Genomic DNA, 19,346 nt, shown 5'->3' with positions numbered 1-19,346 from the left:
TACGCGCCGGCACGACCAGGGCGCCCGGCGGTCCACCGCAACCACCGGCGCCGCGGCAGCCGGTCTGCGGCCACCGGCCCGCCCCGGGCCCGGCAGTCGTCGCTCCCACCGCGTCGACGCGGACCGGGCAGGCCTGGCCGTACGCACCCCCCATCCCCCGGCCCCTCCCGGGACCGCCCGACAGAATCGCCGGTCAGACATGCTCCGCAACGGATTCGAACCATGGCACCTGCTCATCGTCATCGCGGTGCTCCTCCTGCTCTTCGGCTCCAGCAAGCTGCCGGACGCCGCCCGCGCGCTCGGAAGGTCCATGCGCATTCTCAAGGCCGAAACCCACGCCCTGCGCGAGGACGGCCGCCCCCAGGACGGCCCCCCGATCACCACATCCCCCTACCCCGACGCCGACCGCGACCACGACCGCGTCCCGCGCAGCCTCGAACCGGAGAAGCCCCCGGCGCCGTAGGCCGTGGCCGTGGAGTCATGGGCCGGGGGCCGACGGCCGCCGGCCCCAGCCACTGAGGTACGACCGGCACACGCACCGACGCCGCCCGACAGGGGCCGATACCGGTCCTCCGGCGGCCGACCGTGACGTGTCACCACCGCCGTGGACACCTCGAACGACACTCCCCTCCATCCCGGCGCGGCCGTGCGACCCACTCCGACGGCCGCGCACCGGCGCGGCTTCGGCGCCGGCCAGGGGTGCGGGACCCCCACCGAACAAGACGGGTCTGACAGTGCATAGACGAACCGCCCGCATCATCTGCATGGCCGGCGCGCCCGCTCTCGTCGCCGGGTCTCTCACGGCCTGCGAGAGCACCTCCGCGTCCGGCCCCCCACCGGCACAGATCGGCATCGACCTGCCCCGCGCCGACTCCGACTTCTGGAAGGCGTACGCCAGGTACCTCCAGGAGGAGATCGCCGGCCAGCGGCTGAGCACGCTCCCCGTGACCGAGTCGGGCGCCGACGAGAAGGTCTTCCTGGCGAACATCCAGTCGTTGGCGGGCAAACACCCGAAAGCGATCGTCATGGCGCCGCAGAACACCGTGAACACCGAGGTCATGCTCCACGACCTCTGGGCCAGGAACGTCAACGTCGTCAGCGTCGACACCGCGCCCGAGCACGGTGAGGCGTACATGGTGGTCAGGACCGACAATCGCTCCTACGGCACCAAGGCCTGTGAGTACCTGGGCAAGCAGCTGCGGGGAAAGGGCAGGGTCGCCGAGATCCAGGGCTCGCTCGACTCCATCAACGGCTATGAGCGCTCCGACGCCTTCGAGGTCTGCATGAAGCGGAACTTCCCGGGGATGGAGGTGATCCCCCTGCGCGCCGATTGGAAGGGCGACGTCGCCGCGGCGCAGCTGCGGTCCACCCTGACGTCCCACCCCGATCTGAACGGCATCTACATGCAGGCCGGCGGCGCCTACCTCCGCTCCACGCTCGATGTCCTCCGCGAGAGGGGACTGCTCAAGCCCGCCGGGCAGGCCGGTCATATCACCATCGTGTCCAACGACGGCATCCCGTCCGAGCTCGAGGCCATCCGAAAGGGGTACATCGACGCGACCGTCAACCAGCCGGCCGACCTCTACGCGAAGTACGCCCTGTACTACGCGCGTGCGGCCGCCGAGGGCAGGACCTTCCAGCCGGGTCCCACCGACCACGACTCGGTCATCAAATCCCTGCCGAGTGGTCTCGGAGATCAGCTTCCCTCTCCGTTGATCACCAGGGACAACGTCGACGACCCGGCGTTCTGGGCCAACCACTTCACCGGGTGACAGGAGGCCCCCGGCACCGGGGCGGTGCGCAGCGGGGGTGGGGGGCGGGCCCGGACGGGCCCGCCCCCCACCGCTCGCCGCCGTCCTCGGCCGGACAGGGCCTAACCGGCCGCCACCGGGTAGTGGTCGGAGAGGTCGCGATAGGTATAGCTCTTGCCCCAGCTGGTGACCGTCCAGGGCGAGCTGTGGAAGCGCACGACCGTGTTGGTGTAGCCGGCCGGCCGGGCGTGGTCGGCGCGGTAGAGGACGTAGTCGAGGTCCTCCTTCGGCTCGTCCGGGTAGCGGTAGGCGGCGATGTCGTTGTCGGCCGTGTCGAACGAGTGCGGCCAGCCCTTGCGGGCGGCGGGCGCGACGCCGGCATTGGCCAGCAGCGCCGTGTACTCCGGGCCGCGTGAGTCGATGTTGAAGTCACCGGCGATCAGTACGGGCTCGGCGGTGGGGATCCTCTTGGCGTCGATGAACGCCTTCATCGTCTTCAGCTGCGTGGCGCGGATGGCCGCGGGCTGACCGTTCGAGCAGCCGCCGTCCGTGGACTGCAGGTGGGTGCCGACCACGTGGGTGCGCACTCCGTTGACGTTCAGGACCGCGTAGACGAAGCCCTTGTTGGACCACCAGTCCGACCCGCAGGCGTCCTTGAAGACGTACTGCTCCTTGCGCAGGATCGGCCACTTGCTGAGCAGCGTCACCCCGCCGTCCTCCGGCGTGGTGGAGCTGTAGCTGCCGCCGGTGGCGTCCCAGCCGGCGGTCGAGCGGCCGACCACGGGGGTGTGGTACGGGTACGCGGCGGAGGCCTGGGCGGTGAGCAGGTCGGAGGCGGAATTGTCGAACGCCTCCTGGAGGATGACCACGTCGTGGCCCTGGAAGAAGCCGGCCCCGGCGATGGTCTTCGCCCGGTGGTCCTGGCCCCAGTTGGGGTAGAGGAGCTTGCTCATGAGGAAGACGTTGTAGGTCAGCACCTTGAGCGGCGGCACGGCGGCCGTCGCTCCGGCCGGAGCCGCCGTGGCGGCCGGGGCGGTGGCGAGCGGGACGACCAGTGCGCCGACGACGGCACAGGCGGCGGTGAGGCGGCGCAGGCCGCGACGACCCTGAGGGAGGGGTTGGGTTGACATGGCTCCAGTCCACGCGACGCGGGCCACGTCCGGCCGGACGGCGGGCGATGGCCGCATGAACTGATTGCAAGGCAAAGATGTCTGGCCAACTTGTCGGCATTCGAAGGAAGTTGCCTGGACAACCTCCGTACCAGCGGCCGGCACCGGCGCCCACCTCGACGTTCGCCCCGGGGACGGCGCCGGATCGCGCGCCGCGGCCGGGGTACGTAACCCCCAGCGCCAGTCACCCCATCAATACGTACCACCACCTAGCACCACCGCAACCCTTTACCTACCGCCCGAACACCGCTGCGCCCATAACGATCCAGCTGAAGGGCACCCTGCTCAAGATTTCTTCGGTCCGGGCTCTAGACAGAGCAAGATGCCATCCTCGTTAATTCATCCCATGTCCCCGCCGTCAAGGTGGGGACTACGGGATGGAACACGAGGGGCCGTGCAGACGGACGGCCCCGACACGTCGATCCCGGGCTCTGCCGGCCGGCACGGTCCAGGGATGACCCTGACCGAACGGCCGCCCCTCACAGCGCGGACCATGCGTCCCGCACCGCCACCGGGCCGCCCCACCACACCGGCCCGGTGACCCCACCCCGGTGCCCACTCGCACCCATCGTTCGACATCGGAGTCGACCCATGCCACTGCCCGACCTTCCCCTCAACCGTCGGCGCTTCCTCACCGCCGCCGTGCTGGCCGCCGGCGCCACGGCCCTGCCCCCCGTCCTCTTCGCCTCCCGCGCCGCCGCGGCCGTGCCGCCGCAAGTCACCCTGCCCGCCCGCGGCGTCTGGGACGACACCGCCGCCTCGGCCTGGACCGACGGCTTCCTCACCGGCAACGGCGAGTACGGCGCCGTCTACTACGGGGCCCCGACCCTGGAGAAGATGGTCGTCAACTACCACCGGCTGCTGCTCCCCAACGGCAGCCGGGACGTCACCCCGCCAGTGATCTCCGGCAATCTGGAGGCGGCCCGGGACAAGGCCCTGGCCGGCGACTACGCGGGAGCGGCGTCGACCTTCGCGAACGGCTGGACCCTGCGGTGGACCCAGACGTTCCACCCCGGCTACGAGATCCGGCTGACCACCCCGGGCATGACCACGGTCAACGACTACGCCCGCATCACCGACTTCCGGACCGGCGAGGTCACCCACACCTGGACCGACGGCTACGGCACCTGGAAGCGCCGCGTCTTCGTCTCCCGCGCCGACCAGGTCATCGTCCACGAGCTGCTGCCGGCCCCCGGCCGCACCGTCGACACCACCGTCAGCGTCTACACCGCCCTGGAGGGGGCGCCGACCAGCGTCTCCTTCGCCACCACCGCCACCGTCACGAACGGCGACGGCTACCTGAACATGCGCGGCACCTACCCGTCGGGCGGCGCGTACGGCTACGAGGGCGTGACCAGGGTCGTCGTCTCCGGCACCGGCGCCGCGGTCGCCGCCAACGGACAGACCCTGGCGGTCTCCCGGGCCACCAAGGTGGTGCTGCTGACCAAGCTCGCCCGGTACGAGACGTCCACCGGCTGGAACTCCCAGCCGCTCCAGGCGGCTCTCGGGGCCGTGACCGCGGACTACGCCACCCTGCTGGGCCGCCACGCCCCGAAGCACCAGGTCATGTACGACCGCTCCAGCATCGACCTGAACGTCTCGACCGCCGACCGCCAGCTGCCGGTCAGCGACCTGATCGCCCGGCAGAACAGCAACCCCTCCGCCGTCGACATCGCCCTGCTGGAGCGGATGTACGACTCCGGCCGCTACCTGTTCGTCAGCTCCAGCGGCGTCCTGCCGCCGCGCCTGACCGGAATCTGGAGCGGCGCGTGGAACGGCTCCTGGGCCGACGACATCACCACCGACGCCAACATCAACCTCCAGGTGGCCGGGGGCAACATCCTCGACCTGGGCGACGCCATGCAGGGCTACTTCGACCTCATCCTCGGCCAGCTCGCCGACTGGCGCGTGAACGCCACCAACATCTACGGCGCCCGTGGCTTCCTCGCCCCGTCCCGCACCGACGGCGAGCACGGGCGCCAACTGCACTTCAACGGCAGCGGCTTCCCCGGCCAGGCCTGGACCGGCGGCGCCGACTGGCTGCTCTACCCGCTGCTGGAGTACTACGAGGTCACCGGCGACGTCACCTTCCTCCAGAACAAGCTCGGCCCCGCGCTGATGGAGCTGGCGCTGTTCTACGAGGACTTCCTCAGCCGCACGGACGCGAACGGCAAGGCCGTCTTCATCCCCTCCTTCTCCATGGAGACCAGCCCGACCAGCACGGGCAAGAACCTCGCCATCAACGCCACCGCCGACATCATGGCCGGCCGGCACGCGCTGAAGGCCGCCATCGACGCGGCCAACACGCTCGGTCTCGAACAGGGCGCTGGCAACGGCGTCGCCCGCTGGACCGCGCTGCTGGCCAAGCTGCCCGACTACACGATCAACAGCGACGGCGCGCTCGCCGAGTGGTCCTGGCCGGGACTGACCGACCGCTACGACCACCGGCACATCTCGCACCTGCACGGCGCCTGGCCCCTGCACGAGATCAACCCCGAGGACAGGCCCGACCTGGTCAAGTACGCCCGCAAGGCCCTGGACAAGCGAGGCGACTCGAACTACTCGGCCCATGGGAGCCTGCACCGCGCGCTGGCCCGCGCCCGCCTCAAGGACGCCCCCGGGGTCTACGACAACCTGCTGAAGATCTACGGCAGGAACATGGTCTTCCGGTCGCTGATGACCGCCCACAACCCCAACCTCAGCACCTACAACTGCGACGCCGCCAACGCCATCCCCGGCATCCTCGGCGAGGCGCTGGTGTACTCCCGCCCCGGCGTCCTGGAGATCCTCCCCGCGCTCCCCGACCAGCTGGCGAAGGGCACCATCAGGGGTGTCCGCGGCCGCAACCGGATCACCGTCCAGTCGCTGTCCTGGGACACCGCCGCCCGCACCGCCACCGTCCAGCTCACCTCCGCCGTCAACCAGGACATCACGTTCATCTGCCGGCGCGGCATCACCTCCATCAGCACCGGCGCGACGGTCGCCGCGTCGCCCGTCGGCAACCACGCCCGGGTCGTGACGCTCACCGCCGGCACCAGCACCACGATCACCGTCGGCCTGCTCACCGGCGACTTCAAGCTGGTGAACCGGAACAGCGGCAAGGTGATGGACGTCTACGGGGCCTCCACCACCGACGGCGCGTCGGTCATCCAGTACACCTGGACCGGCGGCGCCAACCAGAAGTGGAACCTGCTGCCGGACTACGACGGCTCCTTCCGGCTCTCCAACGTCAAGAGCGACAAGGTGCTCGACGACCCGGGCGCCTCCGGCACCGTCGGCAAGGCGCTCGACCAGTGGTCGGACACCAACGCCAGCAACCAGTGGTGGAAGCTCGTCCCGACGTCCGGCGGCCACTACCGCCTGGTCAACGCCAAGAGCGGACTGTGCGTGGACGTGCAGGGCGGATCCACCTCCGACGCCGCCAAGGTGATCCAGTCGTCGACCGGCGGCGGCACCAGCCAGGAATGGAAGCCCACGGGCGTGTGACGGCCCCTGACGCGTGACGCGGTGGCGACCCCCGGGGTCGCCACCGCCCTGCTCCGCCCCGCCCCCTGACGGCCCCACCGGGCCGTCAGGCCCCCCTCCCGGCCTGCCCGGCCCGCCGGGCGGGGGGCCGGGTACGGAGGGCCGACACCGGGGCCGAGCCGGGGCCGACGCATCACGGATTTGCATCATTGATGGGATGACTCAGCCGGCCCTCCGGGCCGAGGGTCGTCGCAGATTCGCGCAAATCGCCCATACTCCAGCACCTTTCCTCCCCAGTCTTGACAGCATCTCCGACCGAGACCTATAAACATCCCATGTCTGCGGCGGTGACGCTTCCGCCGAGACCCCCCTCCTGACCACCCTGAGGAACCCCCGATGAGACTCAGAACCGCTCTCTCCTCCACCGTCTCCACGCTCTCCGCACTGGCCCTGCTCACCGCGTGCGGCTCCGGGACCACCACCGCGTCGTCGGGCGAGCCGCTGATCGGCGTCGACTACCCGCGCTCCGACACCGACTTCTGGAACTCGTACATCAAGTACACGCCCGAGTCCGCGGGCCAGCTGGGCCTGACCCTCAAGACCACCAACTCCCAGAGCGACGTCGCCAAGCTCACCGCCAACGCCCAGACCTTCATCAGCCAGGGCGTCAAGGGCATCGCGATGGCCCCGCAGGACACCGCCGCCATCGCCCCGACCCTGGACCAGCTGGCCGCGAAGAAGATCCCGGTCGTGACCGTGGACACCCGCCCCGACAGCGGCAAGGTCTTCATGGTGGTCCGGGCCGACAACCGGGCGTACGGCGAGAAGGCGTGCCAGTACCTCGGCACGAAGCTGGGCGGCAAGGGCAAGGTCGTGATGCTCCAGGGCGACCTGTCCTCCATCAACGGCCGTGACCGCACCGAGGCGTTCAACGACTGCATGAAGAAGAACTTCCCCGGCATCAAGGTGTTCGGCGAGGCCACCAACTGGGACGGTGCCGTCGCCGCGCAGAAGCTCCAGACGGACCTCGTCGCCAACCCGGACATCCGGGGCGTCTACATGCAGTCCAGCTTCGCCCTCGCCGGCACGCTCCAGGTCCTGAAGCAGGCGGGGCTGCTGGTGGACCCGAAGGACGAGAAGCACGTCTTCGTCGTCTCCAACGACGGCATCCCCGAGGAGCTCAAGAACATCGCCGCCGGGAAGATCGACGCCACCGTCTCCCAGCCGGCCGACCTCTACGCCAAGTACTCCCTGTACTACCTGAAGGCCGCGATCGACGGGAAGACGTTCCAGCCCGGCAAGACCGACCACGACAGCACGATCATCCAGGTCCGCGAGGGGCTGCTGGAGGACCAGCTCTCGGCCCCGCTCGTCACCGCCGACGGCGCCACCTACGGCGGCGTGGCCAGCGTGAAGAGCGACGACAAGTCGCTGTGGGGCAACAACGTCGGCTGACCTCCCCGGTCGGTAACCCAATGGCATTCGAGCAGAAGGCGGTTGAGATGAGCGACGGGGAGCGAGTAGTCGGCCCCGCGCCCGCCCCGGCAGCCGACGGGCGGATCCTCGCGGACCCGCCCGTCGTCGAGGCGACGGGCATAGTCAAACGATTCGGTCCGACGGTGGCCCTCAACGGCGCCCGGATCACCATCAGGCCCGGCGAGACCCACGCGCTGGTGGGCCGCAACGGGGCCGGAAAGTCCACCCTGGTGTCCGTCCTCACCGGCCTTCAGGGCCCCGACGAGGGAACGGTCACCTTCGGCGGCGGCCCGGCGCCGCGGCTGGCGGACCGGGACGCCTGGCGCCAGCGCGTGGCCTGCGTCTACCAGAAGTCGACGATCATCCCCACACTGACCGTCGCCGAGAACCTCTTCCTGAACCGGCACGCCCCCGGCCGCGGCCGCCTGATCAGCTGGGGCGGTGTGCGCCGCCGCGCGGAGGATCTGCTGTCGACCTGGTCGGTGGACGTCGATCCGCAGACCCCGGCCGGCGATCTCAGCGTGGAGCAGCGGCAGTTCGTGGAGATCGCCCGGGCGCTGTCCTTCGGGGCCCGATTCATCATCCTGGACGAGCCGACCGCCCAGCTCGACGGGGCGGCCATCAACCGGCTCTTCGACAGGATCCGCGACCTGCAGCACCAGGGCGTGACCTTCCTGTTCATCAGTCACCACCTCCAGGAGGTCTACGAGATCTGCGACATGGTGACGGTGTTCCGGGATGCCCGGCACATCGTGACCGCGCCGGTCACGGAGTTCCCCCGCAGCGAGCTGGTCGCCGCGATGACCGGCGAGGCCGCCGCCGCCCGGCGGGAGGAACGGGTGAGTACCGCCGACCCCGGCGTCACGGCCGCCCTGAGCGTCCGCGGCATGTGCGGCGAGGCCTACGACGACGTCACCTTCCAGGTCGCCGCCGGGGAGATCGTCGGGCTCGCGGGGGCCGCGGGCAGCGGCCGCACCGAGGTCGCCGAGACCGTCGTGGGGCTGCGGGCCGCCGACAGCGGAGAGGTGGAGATCGCCGGCAGCCGGCCCCGGCCGGGCAGCGTACCGGCCGCGCTGGCCGCGGGTGCCGGATTCGTCCCACAGGACCGGCACCACCAGGGCTTCGTGCCCGACATGTCGATCGCGGACAACGCCACCCTGTCCGTACCGGGCCGGATCGGCAGCAACGGCTTCCTGAGCCACGCCCGCCGGGACCGGCTCGCCGAGAGCATGATCGAGAAACTGGCCATCAAGACCCCCGGGGCCGACCTGCCCGTCTCCGCCCTGTCCGGCGGTAACCAGCAGAAGGTCGTCATGGCGCGCGCCCTCGCCGACGACCCCCGGCTGCTGGTCCTGATCAACCCGACCGCGGGCGTGGACGTGCGGTCCAAGGAATTCCTCCTCGGCAAGGTCGAGGAGACCGCGCAGACCGGCACCGGAGTGCTCATCGCCTCCGACGAACTCGACGACCTGCGCATGTGCGACCGGGTCCTCGTGATGTTCCAGGGCCGTGTGACCTCAGAGATCGCCCGCGGCTGGCACGATCACGACCTCGTGGCCGCGATGGAAGGAGTGGACCTCAATGCCTGACACCGTTTTCGTGGACACCACCGCCCCCAAGGCCACGGAGCCGCAGGCGAAGCGGACCGCGCTGTTCGGCGGCCGGGTACCGCTGGCCCGGCTCCGCGACCTGGCCCTCGTCCCCGCGATCGTGGTCATCGCGATCGTCGGCCAGATCGTCAACCCCGTGTTCCTGCAGGCCGACAACCTCGTCAACGTCCTGCAGACCATGTCCGAGATCGCTCTGCTGGTCCTCGCCCAGACGATGATCCTGATCGTCAAGAAGATGGACCTCTCCCTGGAGTCCACCATGGGACTCGCCCCCGGCGTCGCCGCCCTGCTGGTGGTGCCGGCCGGTGCCGGACACGGGCTCGGGCTGCTCCCCGGTGCCTGGGCCATCCCGGTGACCCTCGCCGTGGGCGCGCTCGTCGGCGTGATCAACGCCCTGCTGATCATCCGCTTCGGGCTCAACGGGTTCATCGTCACCCTCGGCATGCTGATCGTCCTGCGCGGCATCCTCACCGGCATCTCCGGCGGCCAGACCTTCTTCCAGCTCCCGCCCTCCATGCTCTACCTGGGCACCACCGAGTGGTTCGGGATGCCGGCGTCCATCTGGATCTGCCTGGCGCTGTTCGCCGTGGCCATCGTCGTCCTCGGCTGGACCGGCTTCGGCCGCTCCCTGTACGCGATCGGCGGCAACGTCGACGCGGCGAAGGCGGCCGGCATCCGCACCGACCGGGTGTTGTGGATCGTCATCGTCAGCGGCAGCGTGCTCGCCGCCCTCGCCGGACTGCTGCTCTCCGGGCGCCTGGCCTCGGTCGCCTCCGCACAGGGCAACGGTTACATCTTCACCGTCTTCGCCGCCGCCGTCATCGGCGGGATCAGCCTCAACGGCGGCAAGGGCACCATGTTCGGGGCCTTCAGCGGCATCCTGCTCCTCTTCATGATCCAGAACGTCCTCACCCTCGCGGGCGTCCCCGCCCAGTGGATCGGAGCCCTGAACGGCCTGATCATCCTGGTGGCGCTGACCATCTCCCGCATCACGGGCGGCAAGGTCCAGGAGTGAGCCGGGCGGCCCCCCGGGCCGCCCCCGTCCCCCCTCCTGCCGCCGTTCCCCCCATCCCGTCGCAGAGGGCCGTGTTCCCCCTGCTCCCACAGGAGTTGCCGCCATGTCATCCGCCCTGCCCACCTCCCCGGTATCCGCCCGCATCACCGCCCTCGACGTCCTGGACGTACGCTTCCCGACCTCCGAGCACCTCGACGGCTCGGACGCGATGAACCCCGAGCCGGACTACTCGGCCGCGTACGTCGTCCTGCGCACCGATGCCGACGACGACCTGGAGGGCCACGCCCTGGCCTTCACCACCGGCCGCGGCAACGACGTGCAGGCCGCCGCCATCGCGGCCCTCGCACCCCATGTGGTCGGCCTGTCCGTCGACGAGGTCTGCTCCGACCTCGGATCCTTCTCCCGCTCCCTCGTCCACGACCCCCAGCTGCGCTGGCTGGGACCGGAGAAGGGCGCCATCCACATGGCCGTCGGCGCGGTCGTCAACGCCGCCTGGGACCTCGCCGCCAAGCGCGTCGACAAGCCCGTCTGGCAGTTCCTGGGCGAGATGTCGCCGGAGGAGCTGGTCGCGCAGATCGACTTCCGCTGGCTCAGCGACGCGCTCACCCCCGAGGAGGCCCTGGAGATCCTGCGACGCGCCGAACCCGGTCGCGAACAGCGCATCGGCCGGCTTCTCGACCAGGGCTATCCCGCCTACACCACCACTCCGGGCTGGCTCGGATACTCCGACGAGAAGCTGGCCCGCCTGGCCCGCGAGGCCGTGGCCGACGGGTTCACCCAGATCAAGCTCAAGGTCGGCGCCTCCCTGGAGGACGACGTACGGCGCATGCGCACCGCCCGTGAGACGGTCGGCGACGGCATCCGCATCGCGGTGGACGCCAACCAGCGATGGGACGTCCAGGCCGCGATCGACTGGATGAGCGCCCTGGCCCCCTACCGGCCGTACTGGATCGAGGAGCCCACCTCCCCCGACGACGTCCTCGGGCACGCCGCCGTCCGCAGGGCCGTCGGTCCCATCAAGGTCGCCACCGGCGAGCACATCGCCAACCGGGTCGTCTTCAAGCAGCTCCTCCAGGCCGGCGCGGTGGACATCGTGCAGATCGACTCCGCACGGGTCGGCGGGGTCAACGAGAACATCGCGATCCTGCTGCTCGCCGCCAAGTTCGGAGTACCGGTCTGCCCGCACGCCGGCGGCGTCGGCCTGTGCGAGATGGTGCAGCACCTGTCGATGTTCGACTACGTCGCCGTCTCCGGCACGGTCGAGGACCGGGTCATCGAGTACGTCGACCACCTGCACGAGCACTTCGTCGACCCGGTCCGCATCGCCGACGGCCACTACCTCGCACCCACGCTTCCCGGGCTGAGCGCACAGATGCACCCCGAGTCCCTCAAGGAGTACACCTACCCCGACGGCCCGGTCTGGTCCTCCCGTGTCTGAGACCCCGCCCCTGGTCGACTCCCACCACCACGTGTGGGACCTGGACCGCCGGCCGCAGCCCTGGCTCGACGAGGTCGGTCACGAGCCGATCCGCCGCGCGTACGGGATCGAGGACCTGAGACGGTCCGCGGCCCGGACGATCGCGGGACGGCGCCTGGCGAGCACCGTGCTCGTCCAGTGCGTGACCTCCGTCCCCGAGACGCAGGAGCTGCTGGCCCTCGCCGAGCAGGACCCGTTGATCGGCGCCGTCGTCGGCTGGGCGGACCTCACCTCGCCCGCGATCGGCGACGTACTCGACGCCCTGCGCTCCGGGCCCGGAGGCGGCTACCTGCGGGCCCTGCGGCACATCGTGCAGGGCGAGTCCGACCCCGACTGGCTGCAACAGCCCACCGTCGAGCGGGGGTTGCGAGCCGTTCGGGACCGAGGTCTCGGCTACGACGTCCTCATCCGCAGCGACCAGTTCCCCCAGGCGATCCGACTCGCCCAGCGCCTGCCGGACCTGCCCCTGGTCCTGGACCACGCCGGCAAGCCGCCCGTCGGCCACCGGGCGCTGTCCGACTGGGAGCGGAGGGTGCGGGTGCTGGCCGGAGCCCCCCACGTGCGGTGCAAGGTCTCCGGGCTGATCACGGAGGCGGACCTCCGGACATGGACGATCGACGACATCCGGCCGGTGTGGGACGTCCTGGTGGACGCCTTCGGTCCCGGCCGGCTGATGTTCGGCTCCGACTGGCCGGTCTGCGTCCTCGCCGGCGGCTGGAACCGCTGGGCCGACACCGTCGAGGAGCTGCTCGACGACTGCTCCGAGGGCGAGAAGCAGGCGGTGCTCTCCGGTACGGCGACCTCCTTCTACCGGCTGTCCGAGAAGAAGGAGGGCTCACGCCCGTGCTCCTGAGCGACCTGCTGCACCCCGGGATCCTCGAATCCCTCGCCGGCGCCGGCCACGGCGCCCGCGTCCTGCTCGCCGACGGCCACTACCCCTCCAGCACCGCCACCGGCGAGCGCGCCAGAACCGTCCACCTCAACCTGGCTCCGGGCCTGCTCGACGTCACCACCGTGCTGGACGTCCTGCTGCGCGCGCTGCCCGTCGAGTCGGCCCACGTGATGGTGCCGCCCGCGGGCGACCCGGAGCCGCCGGCCATCGCCGGGTACCGCTCCGTGCTGGCGCCCAGACCGGTCGAGGAACTCGACCGCGTCGCCTTCTACGAGGCCGCCCGCTCGCCCGACCTGGCCCTCGCCGTCGTCACCGCCGACACCCGCACCTACGCCAACCTGCTGCTCACCATCGGCGTCCGCGCTGAAGGGACCCTGAGACCACGATGACACTCGCCGTCCGCTACCTGTCCGCACGAACCCTCGACACGGCACCCGCCGAAACCCCCGAGCCCGGTCCCGGCGAGGTGCTGCTGGCCCCCGCCTACGTCGGCATCTGCGGCACCGACCTGCACATCTTCCACGGCGACATGGACGCCCGCGTTCCCGCGCCCGCCGTCCTCGGACACGAGATGTCCGGCCGCGTCGTACGCGTCGGCCCGGACGTGGAGGGCTGGCGACCGGGTGACGCGGTCACCGTGATGCCGCTGCGCTGGGACGACACCTGCCCGGCCTGCCGGGCCGGCCACCAGCACATCTGCCAGCACCTCGACTTCATCGGCATCGACTCCCCGGGGGCGCTGCAGCAGCGCTGGACCGTGCCCGCCTCCACCCTGATCCGGCTGCCGGACTCCCTCCCCCTGGACCGGGCCGCACTCGTCGAACCGACCGCGGTGGCCGTGCACGACGTCGCACGGGCCGGCGTCCGGGCCGGCGAGAAGGCCGTCGTGGTCGGCGGCGGACCCGTCGGCATCCTCATCGCCCTGGTCGCGCGGGCCGCTGGCGCCGACGTCCGGGTCGTCGAGCTGAGCACCCACCGCCGCCTGCTCGCCGAGGAGTTGGGCCTGACCGCCTGGAGCCCCGCCGACGACGACGTGCCGGAGCTGGTCCGGCAGTGGACCGGGGACGCGGGCGCGGGCGTCGCCTTCGAGGTGTCCGGAGCGGCAGGCGGCGTCGACACGGCGGTCGACGTGCTGGGCGCGCGCGGACGACTGTGCCTCGTGGCCATCCACCCCCGGCCCCGCGAGGTGAACCTGCACCGCTTCTTCTGGCGCGAACTCACCCTGGTGGGAGCCCGGTTGTACGACCGCTCCGACTTCGAGACGGCGGTCGCCCTGGTCGCCGAGGGCACGATCCCGGCCGAGCGGCTGATCAGCAAGGTCGTACCGCTCACCCGGGCACCCGCCGCGTTCGAGGCCCTGGAGGGCGGCGGCGACGTGATGAAGATCCTGGTGGACTGCACCGTGGACGGCACCGACGACGCCCAGGGGGCCGCCGTATGATCTCCTTCGACCTCACCGGGAAGCTCGCCGTCGTCACCGGAGCCCGGCGCGGCATCGGCCGGGCCATGGCCCGTGCGCTCGCCGAAGCGGGCGCGGACGTCATCGGCGTCAGCGCCTCGCTGGAGGAGTCCGGCAGCGAGGTGGAGAAGGACGTCATCGCCGCGGGCCGTACCTTCGAGGCGATCCGCACCGACTTCGCCGACCCCGAAGCCGTCCGCGCCCTGGGCACGACCCTCGCCGGTCGCGAACGACCGGTGGACATCCTGGTCAACAACGCGGGAACGATCCGCCGCGCCCCCGCCGCCGAACACACCGACGCCGACTGGGACCTGGTACTCCAGGTCAACCTGAGCGCGCAGTTCGCGCTGACCCGGGCAGTGGGCGCGACGATGGCGGCACGCGGCCAAGGGAAGATCATCTTCACGGCGTCGCTGCTCAGCTTCCAGGGCGGCATCACCGTCCCCGGCTACACCGCCGCCAAGCACGGCATCGCCGGCCTGACCAAAGCGCTGGCCAACGAGTGGGCTTCGCACGGCGTCAACGTCAACGCCATCGCGCCCGGTTACATCGCCACCGACAACACCCGGGCACTCCAGGACGACCCGGCGCGCAGCAAGGCCATCCTGGACCGCATCCCCGCCGGCCGCTGGGGCGGCGCCGACGACCTCGCGGGGGCCACCGTGTTCCTGGCCTCGGACGCCGCCGCCTACATCCACGGCACCGTTCTGCCCGTCGACGGCGGATGGCTCGGCCGATGAGCAGCGCCGGGTTGGATTCCGTACTGGCCGGGGCCCGCGTCGTGCCGGTGCTGACCGTGCCGTCCGCCGCGACCGCCGGCCCGCTGGCCGACGCGCTCGCGGCGGGCGGCGCCCGGTGCGCCGAAGTCACCCTCCGCACCCCGGGCGCCGAGAGCGTGCTCAGGACGATGGCCGCCCACGGTGGCCTCGCCGTCGGCGCCGGCACGGTGGTCACCCCCGAGCAGGCCGAGCGCGCGGTGGAGGCCGGGGCCCGCTTCGTGGTCTCGCCCGGCTTCGACGAGGAGGTCGTCGCCAGGTGCCGCGAGCTGGGGGTGCCCGTGGTGCCGGGCATCGCGACCGCGACCGAGCTGATGAGCGCGCTGAAGGCGGGCCTCGACACGGTCAAACTGTTCCCCGCCGAACCGCTCGGCGGCACCGGGATGCTCCGGGCCCTGGCGGCCCCCTTCCCCCGGGCACGCTTCATGCCGACCGGCGGCATCGGGCTCGCCCGGCTGTCCGACTACCTCGCGCACCCGGCGGTCCGCGCCGTCGGCGGCAGCTGGATGGCCACCGCCGCCCACCTGGAGCACGGGGACTACGACGAGATCCGGCGGCTGACCGCCGAAGCCGTGGAGAGGAGTACGAGATGAACGGCCCCGAGGTCATCGCCCTCGGCGAGGTGATGCTGCGCTTCGACCCGGGCGAGGGACGGATCCGCACCGCCCGCTCGTTCCAGGTCTGGGAGGGCGGCGGCGAGTACAATGTCATACGCAGTCTGCGCCGCTGCTTCGGCCTGCGCACGGCCGTGGTCACCGCGCTCGTGGACAACGCGGTGGGCCGCCTCGTCGAGGACCTGATCCTCCAGGGCGGTGTCGACACCTCGATGATCCGGTGGATACCCGACGACGGCGTGGGCCGCGCGGCACGCAACGGCCTGAACTTCGTCGAGCGCGGCTACGGAATCCGCGGCGCGCTCGGAGTCAGCGACCGCGCGCACACGGCCGTCTCGCACCTGCGGAAGGGCGACGTCGACTGGGACGCGGTCTTCTCGACCGGCGTGCGCTGGTTCCACACCGGCGGCATCTTCGCCGGCCTGTCGGACACCACCGTCGACGTCGCCGACGAGGCCATGGCCGCGGCCCGCCGGCACGGAGTCACCATCTCCTACGACCCCAACTACCGCGCCAGCCTCTGGGCCGGCCGGGGCGGCGCCGACCGGGCCCGCGAGGTCGACCTGCGACTCGCCCGGCACGCCGATGTCGTGGTCGGCGCCCTGGGCCTGGCCGGAGCACACCCGGGGCAGACCCGCATCAGGGCCGACGAGGTCGCCGACGCCCTCGCCGAGGTCGCCGGCCTCCTTCCCGGGGCGAAAGTGCTGGCGACGACCCTGCGCGACGTGCCCTCGGCCGGGGTCAACGACTGGTCCTCGGCCGCCTGGTCGGCGGAGACCGGGTTCGTCGCCGGGCGCCGCATGCCCGGACTGCACGTCCTCGATCGCATCGGCTCCGGCGACGGCTTCGCCGCCGGCCTGATCCACGGACTGCTCGGCGGCACAGACCTGGAACGCGCCCTGGCCTACGGCACCGCCCACGGCGCACTCACCATGACCACACCCGGAGACGTCTCCATGGCCACGCTCGCCGAGGTCGAGGCACTCATCGCGGGCGGATCGGCCCACGTCAGCCGCTGACCGGCGCCCCCTCACCCGTACCCCAGGAGCACGACTTGCAGCAGCGGAAGATCCAGAACACATCCGTCCCACTCACCGAGCTCGGCTTCGGTGCCTCCGTCATCGGCAACCTCTACCGCTCCACCCCGGCCGGCACCGCGACGGCCGCCGTCGACGCGGCGTGGGACGCCGGCATCCGGTACTTCGACACCGCGCCGCACTACGGCCTCGGCCTCTCCGAGCGCCGCCTCGGCGCCGCCCTGCGGGACCGGCCCCGCGACGAGTACGTCGTCTCCTCCAAGGTGGGCCGGCTGCTCGTGCCCAACGAGGAGCCGCACGGCACCGACACCGAGGGCTTCGCCGTGCCGGACGACCTGCGCCGGCAGTGGGACTTCAGCCGCGAGGGAGTGCTGCGCTCCATCGAGGACACGCTGGAGCGAACCGGCCTGGACCGCCTGGACGTCGTGTACCTGCACGACCCGGACGACCACTGGCGGCAGGCGGCCGAGGAGGCCATGCCCGCGCTCGCGGAACTGCGCGACCAGGGCGTGATCGGCGCGATCGGGGCGGGCATGAACCAGTCGGCCATGCTCGCCCGCTTCCTGCGCGAGACCGCCGCCGACGTCGTGATGCTCGCCGGACGCTACAGCCTGCTCGACCAGTCCGCCCTCGACGACGTCCTGCCCGCCGCCCGGGAGCTCGGCAAGAGCGTCGTGGCGGTGGGCGTGTTCAACTCGGGGCTGCTCTCCCGGGACCGGCCCGCCGAGGGCATGAGGTACGACTACCAGGACGCCCCGCAGGACCTCGTCGCCCGGGCCCGCGCGATCGCGGAGGTCTGCGAGGCGCACGGCACCACGCTGCCCGCCGCAGCGATCGCCTTCCCGCTCACCCATGCCAGTATCATCAATGTCACCCTCGGTATGCGGAACCCGGAACAGGTCGAACGAAACGTGGAACTCCACGGTAAGAACATCCCCGAAGCCCTCTGGAACGATCTCCAGGCCCGGGGTCTCATCAGGTCCGACGTGCCCGTGGAGCACGGTCGAGGGAGGGGTACGCGGTGTCTCTGACGGACAAGGCCATAGAACAGATCCGTGAGCTGATCAGAACCGGCGCCCTGCCTCCCGGGTCGAAACTCCCCCCGGAGCAGGCCCTGGCCGCCCAGCTGGGTCTGTCCCGCAACCTCGCACGGGAAGCCGTCAAGGCACTCGCCGTCGCGCGCGTGCTGGAGGTCCGGCGGGGCGACGGCACGTACGTGACCAGCCTGCAGCCGAGCGTGCTCCTGGAGGGGCTCGGCGGTGCGGTGGAGCTGCTGCAGAGCGACTCGGCGGCGCTGAAGGACCTGATCGAGGTACGGCGGCTCCTCGAACCGCTCGCCACGGCGCTGGCGGCCACCCGGATCTCGGACGAGCAGCTGGCCGAGGTGAAGCGGCACCTGGACGCCATGCGCGATGCCCGCGACGACGTCGAACGGCTCAACGCCCACGACGCCGCCTTCCACCGGGCCGTCGTGTCGGCCACGGGCAATGAAACCCTCCTCACCCTCCTGGAAGGCATCTCCGGCCGCACCCTGCGTGCCCGCATCTGGCGCGGTCTGGCCGACGCCCAGGCCGCGGGCCGGACCCTCGCCGAGCACGAGGCGATCTTCAACGCCCTGTCCGCCCGCGACGCCTCCCTCAGCCAGGCCGCCGCGCTGCTGCACGTCAGCAGCACCGAACAATGGCTCCGGGCGCACCTGAGGGCCGGCGAGCCCCTCCCCGACAACACCCCCGACGAAACGACATCCTGAGCCGCGGCGGCACATCGTAGGTAGCACCTGGCGAAACCAGGTGCTACGGGCCAGCTGTGGCCGGTTGTCGCACGGGTCAGGCTCAGGCTTCCTGCGGCACCCCATGATCCTCATGGTTGTCGCAGACGATTGCGCCGCGCACGTCCGCAGGGTGCAGCGAGCGCAGGTGGCGGCAGAACTCCAGGAACCTGGAGCGGTTCTTGGCCTTCTTGATGTGGCCGTAGAGCTGGTCCTTGGCGAGGTCGCGGGCGGCGAACAGGTGCCGGACCCGTGTGGGCGGGTGTAGGTCGCCCGCCTGCGCGGGCGGGGCCCGCGCTCGGGGTCCTTGTGCCGGCCGCCACGCTCGGCCCACTGCCGGCCCGGATGCGGCTGGAGGTTGGGGGCCCGAACTCGTCCAGGCAGAAGACGACTTCGGGCCCGCCCTCCTCGGGCACGACCTCGCCGTCGGCGATCGCGTAGAGGTGCTCGACACGCGCCTTCTTCGTGGCGTAGTCGGGATCGCGGGAGGTCTTCCAGGTCTTCCGAGCGCCCGGGAGACCGGCAGGTGCGGTCCGGCGGTGCCCGATGCGCACGGGCGGTTCGTGTCGTGGAGGTCTACGGTGGAGCCGTCGGCGCCGCTTCGGGCGGTGCCGTCCTCCACGGGAGGTGCCACGGATGCGGGTCGGTCGGGTGCCGCAGGACGGGAGTGGCGCGGGTTCCGTGTTCGTGGGGCGCGACGCCGAGCTCCGGCAGGCGGTGGGCCTACTCGCGGCGCCTCCGTCGGTGGTGATCGTGGAGGGCGAGGCGGGGATCGGGAAGTCCCGGCTGGTGGTGGAGGCGTCCGCGCGGCTGCGCGCCGATGGCGTGACCGTGCTG

The 19,346-nt window shown here is 71.3% G+C and carries 17 protein-coding genes and 1 pseudogene; 16 read left to right on the top strand and 2 right to left on the bottom strand.

Annotated features, from left to right (window positions below; translation table 11 throughout):
* Window positions 1–199: 199 nt before the first annotated feature.
* Together tatA and ACWEQL_RS11465 are read left to right on the top strand one after the other, a co-directional pair.
* Window positions 200–463 (top strand): Sec-independent protein translocase subunit TatA, encoded by a 264-nt coding sequence (gene tatA / locus ACWEQL_RS11470; RefSeq protein ID WP_452149988.1) that lies wholly within the window; start codon window positions 200–202, stop codon window positions 461–463.
* A gap of 301 nt (window positions 464–764) precedes the next feature.
* On the top strand, window positions 765–1,772 hold the full coding sequence (locus ACWEQL_RS11465) for a sugar ABC transporter substrate-binding protein (RefSeq protein WP_452150017.1): 1,008 nt from the start codon (window positions 765–767) through the stop codon (window positions 1,770–1,772).
* Window positions 1,773–1,873: 101 nt separating this feature from the next.
* Here the strand turns inward: ACWEQL_RS11465 and sph are convergent, their stop codons facing one another.
* Window positions 1,874–2,881 (bottom strand): sphingomyelin phosphodiesterase, encoded by a 1,008-nt coding sequence (gene sph / locus ACWEQL_RS11460; RefSeq protein WP_452149987.1) that lies wholly within the window; start codon window positions 2,879–2,881, stop codon window positions 1,874–1,876.
* A 630-nt stretch (window positions 2,882–3,511) separates the two neighbouring features.
* Between sph and ACWEQL_RS11455 the strand changes: the two genes are divergently transcribed.
* From ACWEQL_RS11455 to ACWEQL_RS11395, 13 genes are all read left to right on the top strand, one after another.
* Complete coding sequence (locus ACWEQL_RS11455) at window positions 3,512–6,406, top strand: glycosyl hydrolase family 95 catalytic domain-containing protein (protein ID WP_452149986.1); 2,895 nt, start codon at window positions 3,512–3,514, stop codon at window positions 6,404–6,406.
* 375 nt (window positions 6,407–6,781) lie between these two features.
* The gene (locus ACWEQL_RS11450) at window positions 6,782–7,840 is read left to right on the top strand and encodes a sugar ABC transporter substrate-binding protein (protein WP_452149985.1); all 1,059 of its coding nucleotides are present in this window, start codon (window positions 6,782–6,784) and stop codon (window positions 7,838–7,840) included.
* Between the two features lie 47 nt (window positions 7,841–7,887).
* Window positions 7,888–9,450: a sugar ABC transporter ATP-binding protein gene (locus ACWEQL_RS11445; RefSeq protein WP_452149984.1), complete on the top strand. Its 1,563-nt coding sequence runs from the start codon at window positions 7,888–7,890 to the stop codon at window positions 9,448–9,450.
* Window positions 9,443–10,486: an ABC transporter permease gene (locus ACWEQL_RS11440; protein WP_452149983.1), complete on the top strand. Its 1,044-nt coding sequence runs from the start codon at window positions 9,443–9,445 to the stop codon at window positions 10,484–10,486. The genes ACWEQL_RS11445 and ACWEQL_RS11440 overlap by 8 nt, the downstream gene beginning before the upstream one ends.
* Window positions 10,487–10,589: 103 nt before the next feature.
* Window positions 10,590–11,924 carry an enolase C-terminal domain-like protein gene (locus ACWEQL_RS11435; RefSeq protein WP_452149982.1) on the top strand — a complete coding sequence of 445 codons (1,335 nt, stop codon included), beginning with the start codon at window positions 10,590–10,592 and terminating at the stop codon, window positions 11,922–11,924.
* On the top strand, window positions 11,917–12,816 hold the full coding sequence (locus tag ACWEQL_RS11430; protein ID WP_452149981.1) for an amidohydrolase family protein: 900 nt from the start codon (window positions 11,917–11,919) through the stop codon (window positions 12,814–12,816). The genes ACWEQL_RS11435 and ACWEQL_RS11430 overlap by 8 nt, the downstream gene beginning before the upstream one ends.
* Window positions 12,807–13,244 (top strand): RbsD/FucU domain-containing protein, encoded by a 438-nt coding sequence (locus ACWEQL_RS11425; protein ID WP_452149980.1) that lies wholly within the window; start codon window positions 12,807–12,809, stop codon window positions 13,242–13,244. The genes ACWEQL_RS11430 and ACWEQL_RS11425 overlap by 10 nt, the downstream gene beginning before the upstream one ends.
* Complete coding sequence (locus ACWEQL_RS11420) at window positions 13,241–14,296, top strand: zinc-dependent alcohol dehydrogenase (protein ID WP_452149979.1); 1,056 nt, start codon at window positions 13,241–13,243, stop codon at window positions 14,294–14,296. Before ACWEQL_RS11425 ends, ACWEQL_RS11420 begins: the two co-directional genes overlap by 4 nt.
* A complete protein-coding gene (locus ACWEQL_RS11415; RefSeq protein ID WP_452149978.1) occupies window positions 14,293–15,054 on the top strand; it encodes an SDR family oxidoreductase in 762 nt (253 codons plus the stop codon). The genes ACWEQL_RS11420 and ACWEQL_RS11415 overlap by 4 nt, the downstream gene beginning before the upstream one ends.
* Entirely contained in the window at window positions 15,051–15,683 is a 633-nt protein-coding gene (gene eda, locus ACWEQL_RS11410; protein WP_452149977.1) for a bifunctional 4-hydroxy-2-oxoglutarate aldolase/2-dehydro-3-deoxy-phosphogluconate aldolase, read from the top strand. The genes ACWEQL_RS11415 and eda overlap by 4 nt, the downstream gene beginning before the upstream one ends.
* Window positions 15,680–16,723, top strand: coding sequence for a PfkB family carbohydrate kinase (locus ACWEQL_RS11405; RefSeq protein WP_452149976.1), 1,044 nt, complete (start codon window positions 15,680–15,682; stop codon window positions 16,721–16,723). Before eda ends, ACWEQL_RS11405 begins: the two co-directional genes overlap by 4 nt.
* 35 nt (window positions 16,724–16,758) lie before the next feature.
* Window positions 16,759–17,772: an aldo/keto reductase gene (locus ACWEQL_RS11400; protein ID WP_452149975.1), complete on the top strand. Its 1,014-nt coding sequence runs from the start codon at window positions 16,759–16,761 to the stop codon at window positions 17,770–17,772.
* Complete coding sequence (locus ACWEQL_RS11395; RefSeq protein ID WP_452149974.1) at window positions 17,763–18,491, top strand: FadR/GntR family transcriptional regulator; 729 nt, start codon at window positions 17,763–17,765, stop codon at window positions 18,489–18,491. Before ACWEQL_RS11400 ends, ACWEQL_RS11395 begins: the two co-directional genes overlap by 10 nt.
* Window positions 18,492–18,594: 103 nt before the next feature.
* On the opposite strand, the pseudogene ACWEQL_RS11390 reads toward ACWEQL_RS11395, so the two are convergent.
* Window positions 18,595–19,012, bottom strand: a pseudogene (locus ACWEQL_RS11390) (IS630 family transposase); the annotation flags it as partial.
* A 133-nt stretch (window positions 19,013–19,145) separates the two neighbouring features.
* On the opposite strand from ACWEQL_RS11390, the gene ACWEQL_RS11385 reads away from it, so the two are divergent.
* Window positions 19,146–19,346 (top strand): ATP-binding protein (locus ACWEQL_RS11385; protein WP_452149973.1); only part of this gene is annotated, 201 nt, incomplete at its 3' end.

The sequence above is a fragment of the Kitasatospora sp. NPDC004240 genome (genome assembly GCF_053603215.1).
Note: the sequence above shows the minus strand (reverse complement) of the source record. Positions and strands in the feature narration are given on the sequence as shown.

Excerpts from the sequence above, each read along its gene's own strand:
- tatA (WP_452149988.1), top strand. The coding sequence starts at position 200 with ATGCTCCGCAACGGATTCGAACCATGGCACCTGCTCATCGTCATCGCG.
- ACWEQL_RS11465 (WP_452150017.1), top strand. The coding sequence starts at position 765 with ATGGCCGGCGCGCCCGCTCTCGTCGCCGGGTCTCTCACGGCCTGCGAG.
- sph (WP_452149987.1), bottom strand. The coding sequence starts at position 2,881 with ATGTCAACCCAACCCCTCCCTCAGGGTCGTCGCGGCCTGCGCCGCCTC.
- ACWEQL_RS11455 (WP_452149986.1), top strand. The coding sequence starts at position 3,512 with ATGCCACTGCCCGACCTTCCCCTCAACCGTCGGCGCTTCCTCACCGCC.
- ACWEQL_RS11450 (WP_452149985.1), top strand. The coding sequence starts at position 6,782 with ATGAGACTCAGAACCGCTCTCTCCTCCACCGTCTCCACGCTCTCCGCA.
- ACWEQL_RS11445 (WP_452149984.1), top strand. The coding sequence starts at position 7,888 with ATGAGCGACGGGGAGCGAGTAGTCGGCCCCGCGCCCGCCCCGGCAGCC.
- ACWEQL_RS11440 (WP_452149983.1), top strand. The coding sequence starts at position 9,443 with ATGCCTGACACCGTTTTCGTGGACACCACCGCCCCCAAGGCCACGGAG.
- ACWEQL_RS11435 (WP_452149982.1), top strand. The coding sequence starts at position 10,590 with ATGTCATCCGCCCTGCCCACCTCCCCGGTATCCGCCCGCATCACCGCC.
- ACWEQL_RS11420 (WP_452149979.1), top strand. The coding sequence starts at position 13,241 with ATGACACTCGCCGTCCGCTACCTGTCCGCACGAACCCTCGACACGGCA.
- ACWEQL_RS11415 (WP_452149978.1), top strand. The coding sequence starts at position 14,293 with ATGATCTCCTTCGACCTCACCGGGAAGCTCGCCGTCGTCACCGGAGCC.
- eda (WP_452149977.1), top strand. The coding sequence starts at position 15,051 with ATGAGCAGCGCCGGGTTGGATTCCGTACTGGCCGGGGCCCGCGTCGTG.
- ACWEQL_RS11405 (WP_452149976.1), top strand. The coding sequence starts at position 15,680 with ATGAACGGCCCCGAGGTCATCGCCCTCGGCGAGGTGATGCTGCGCTTC.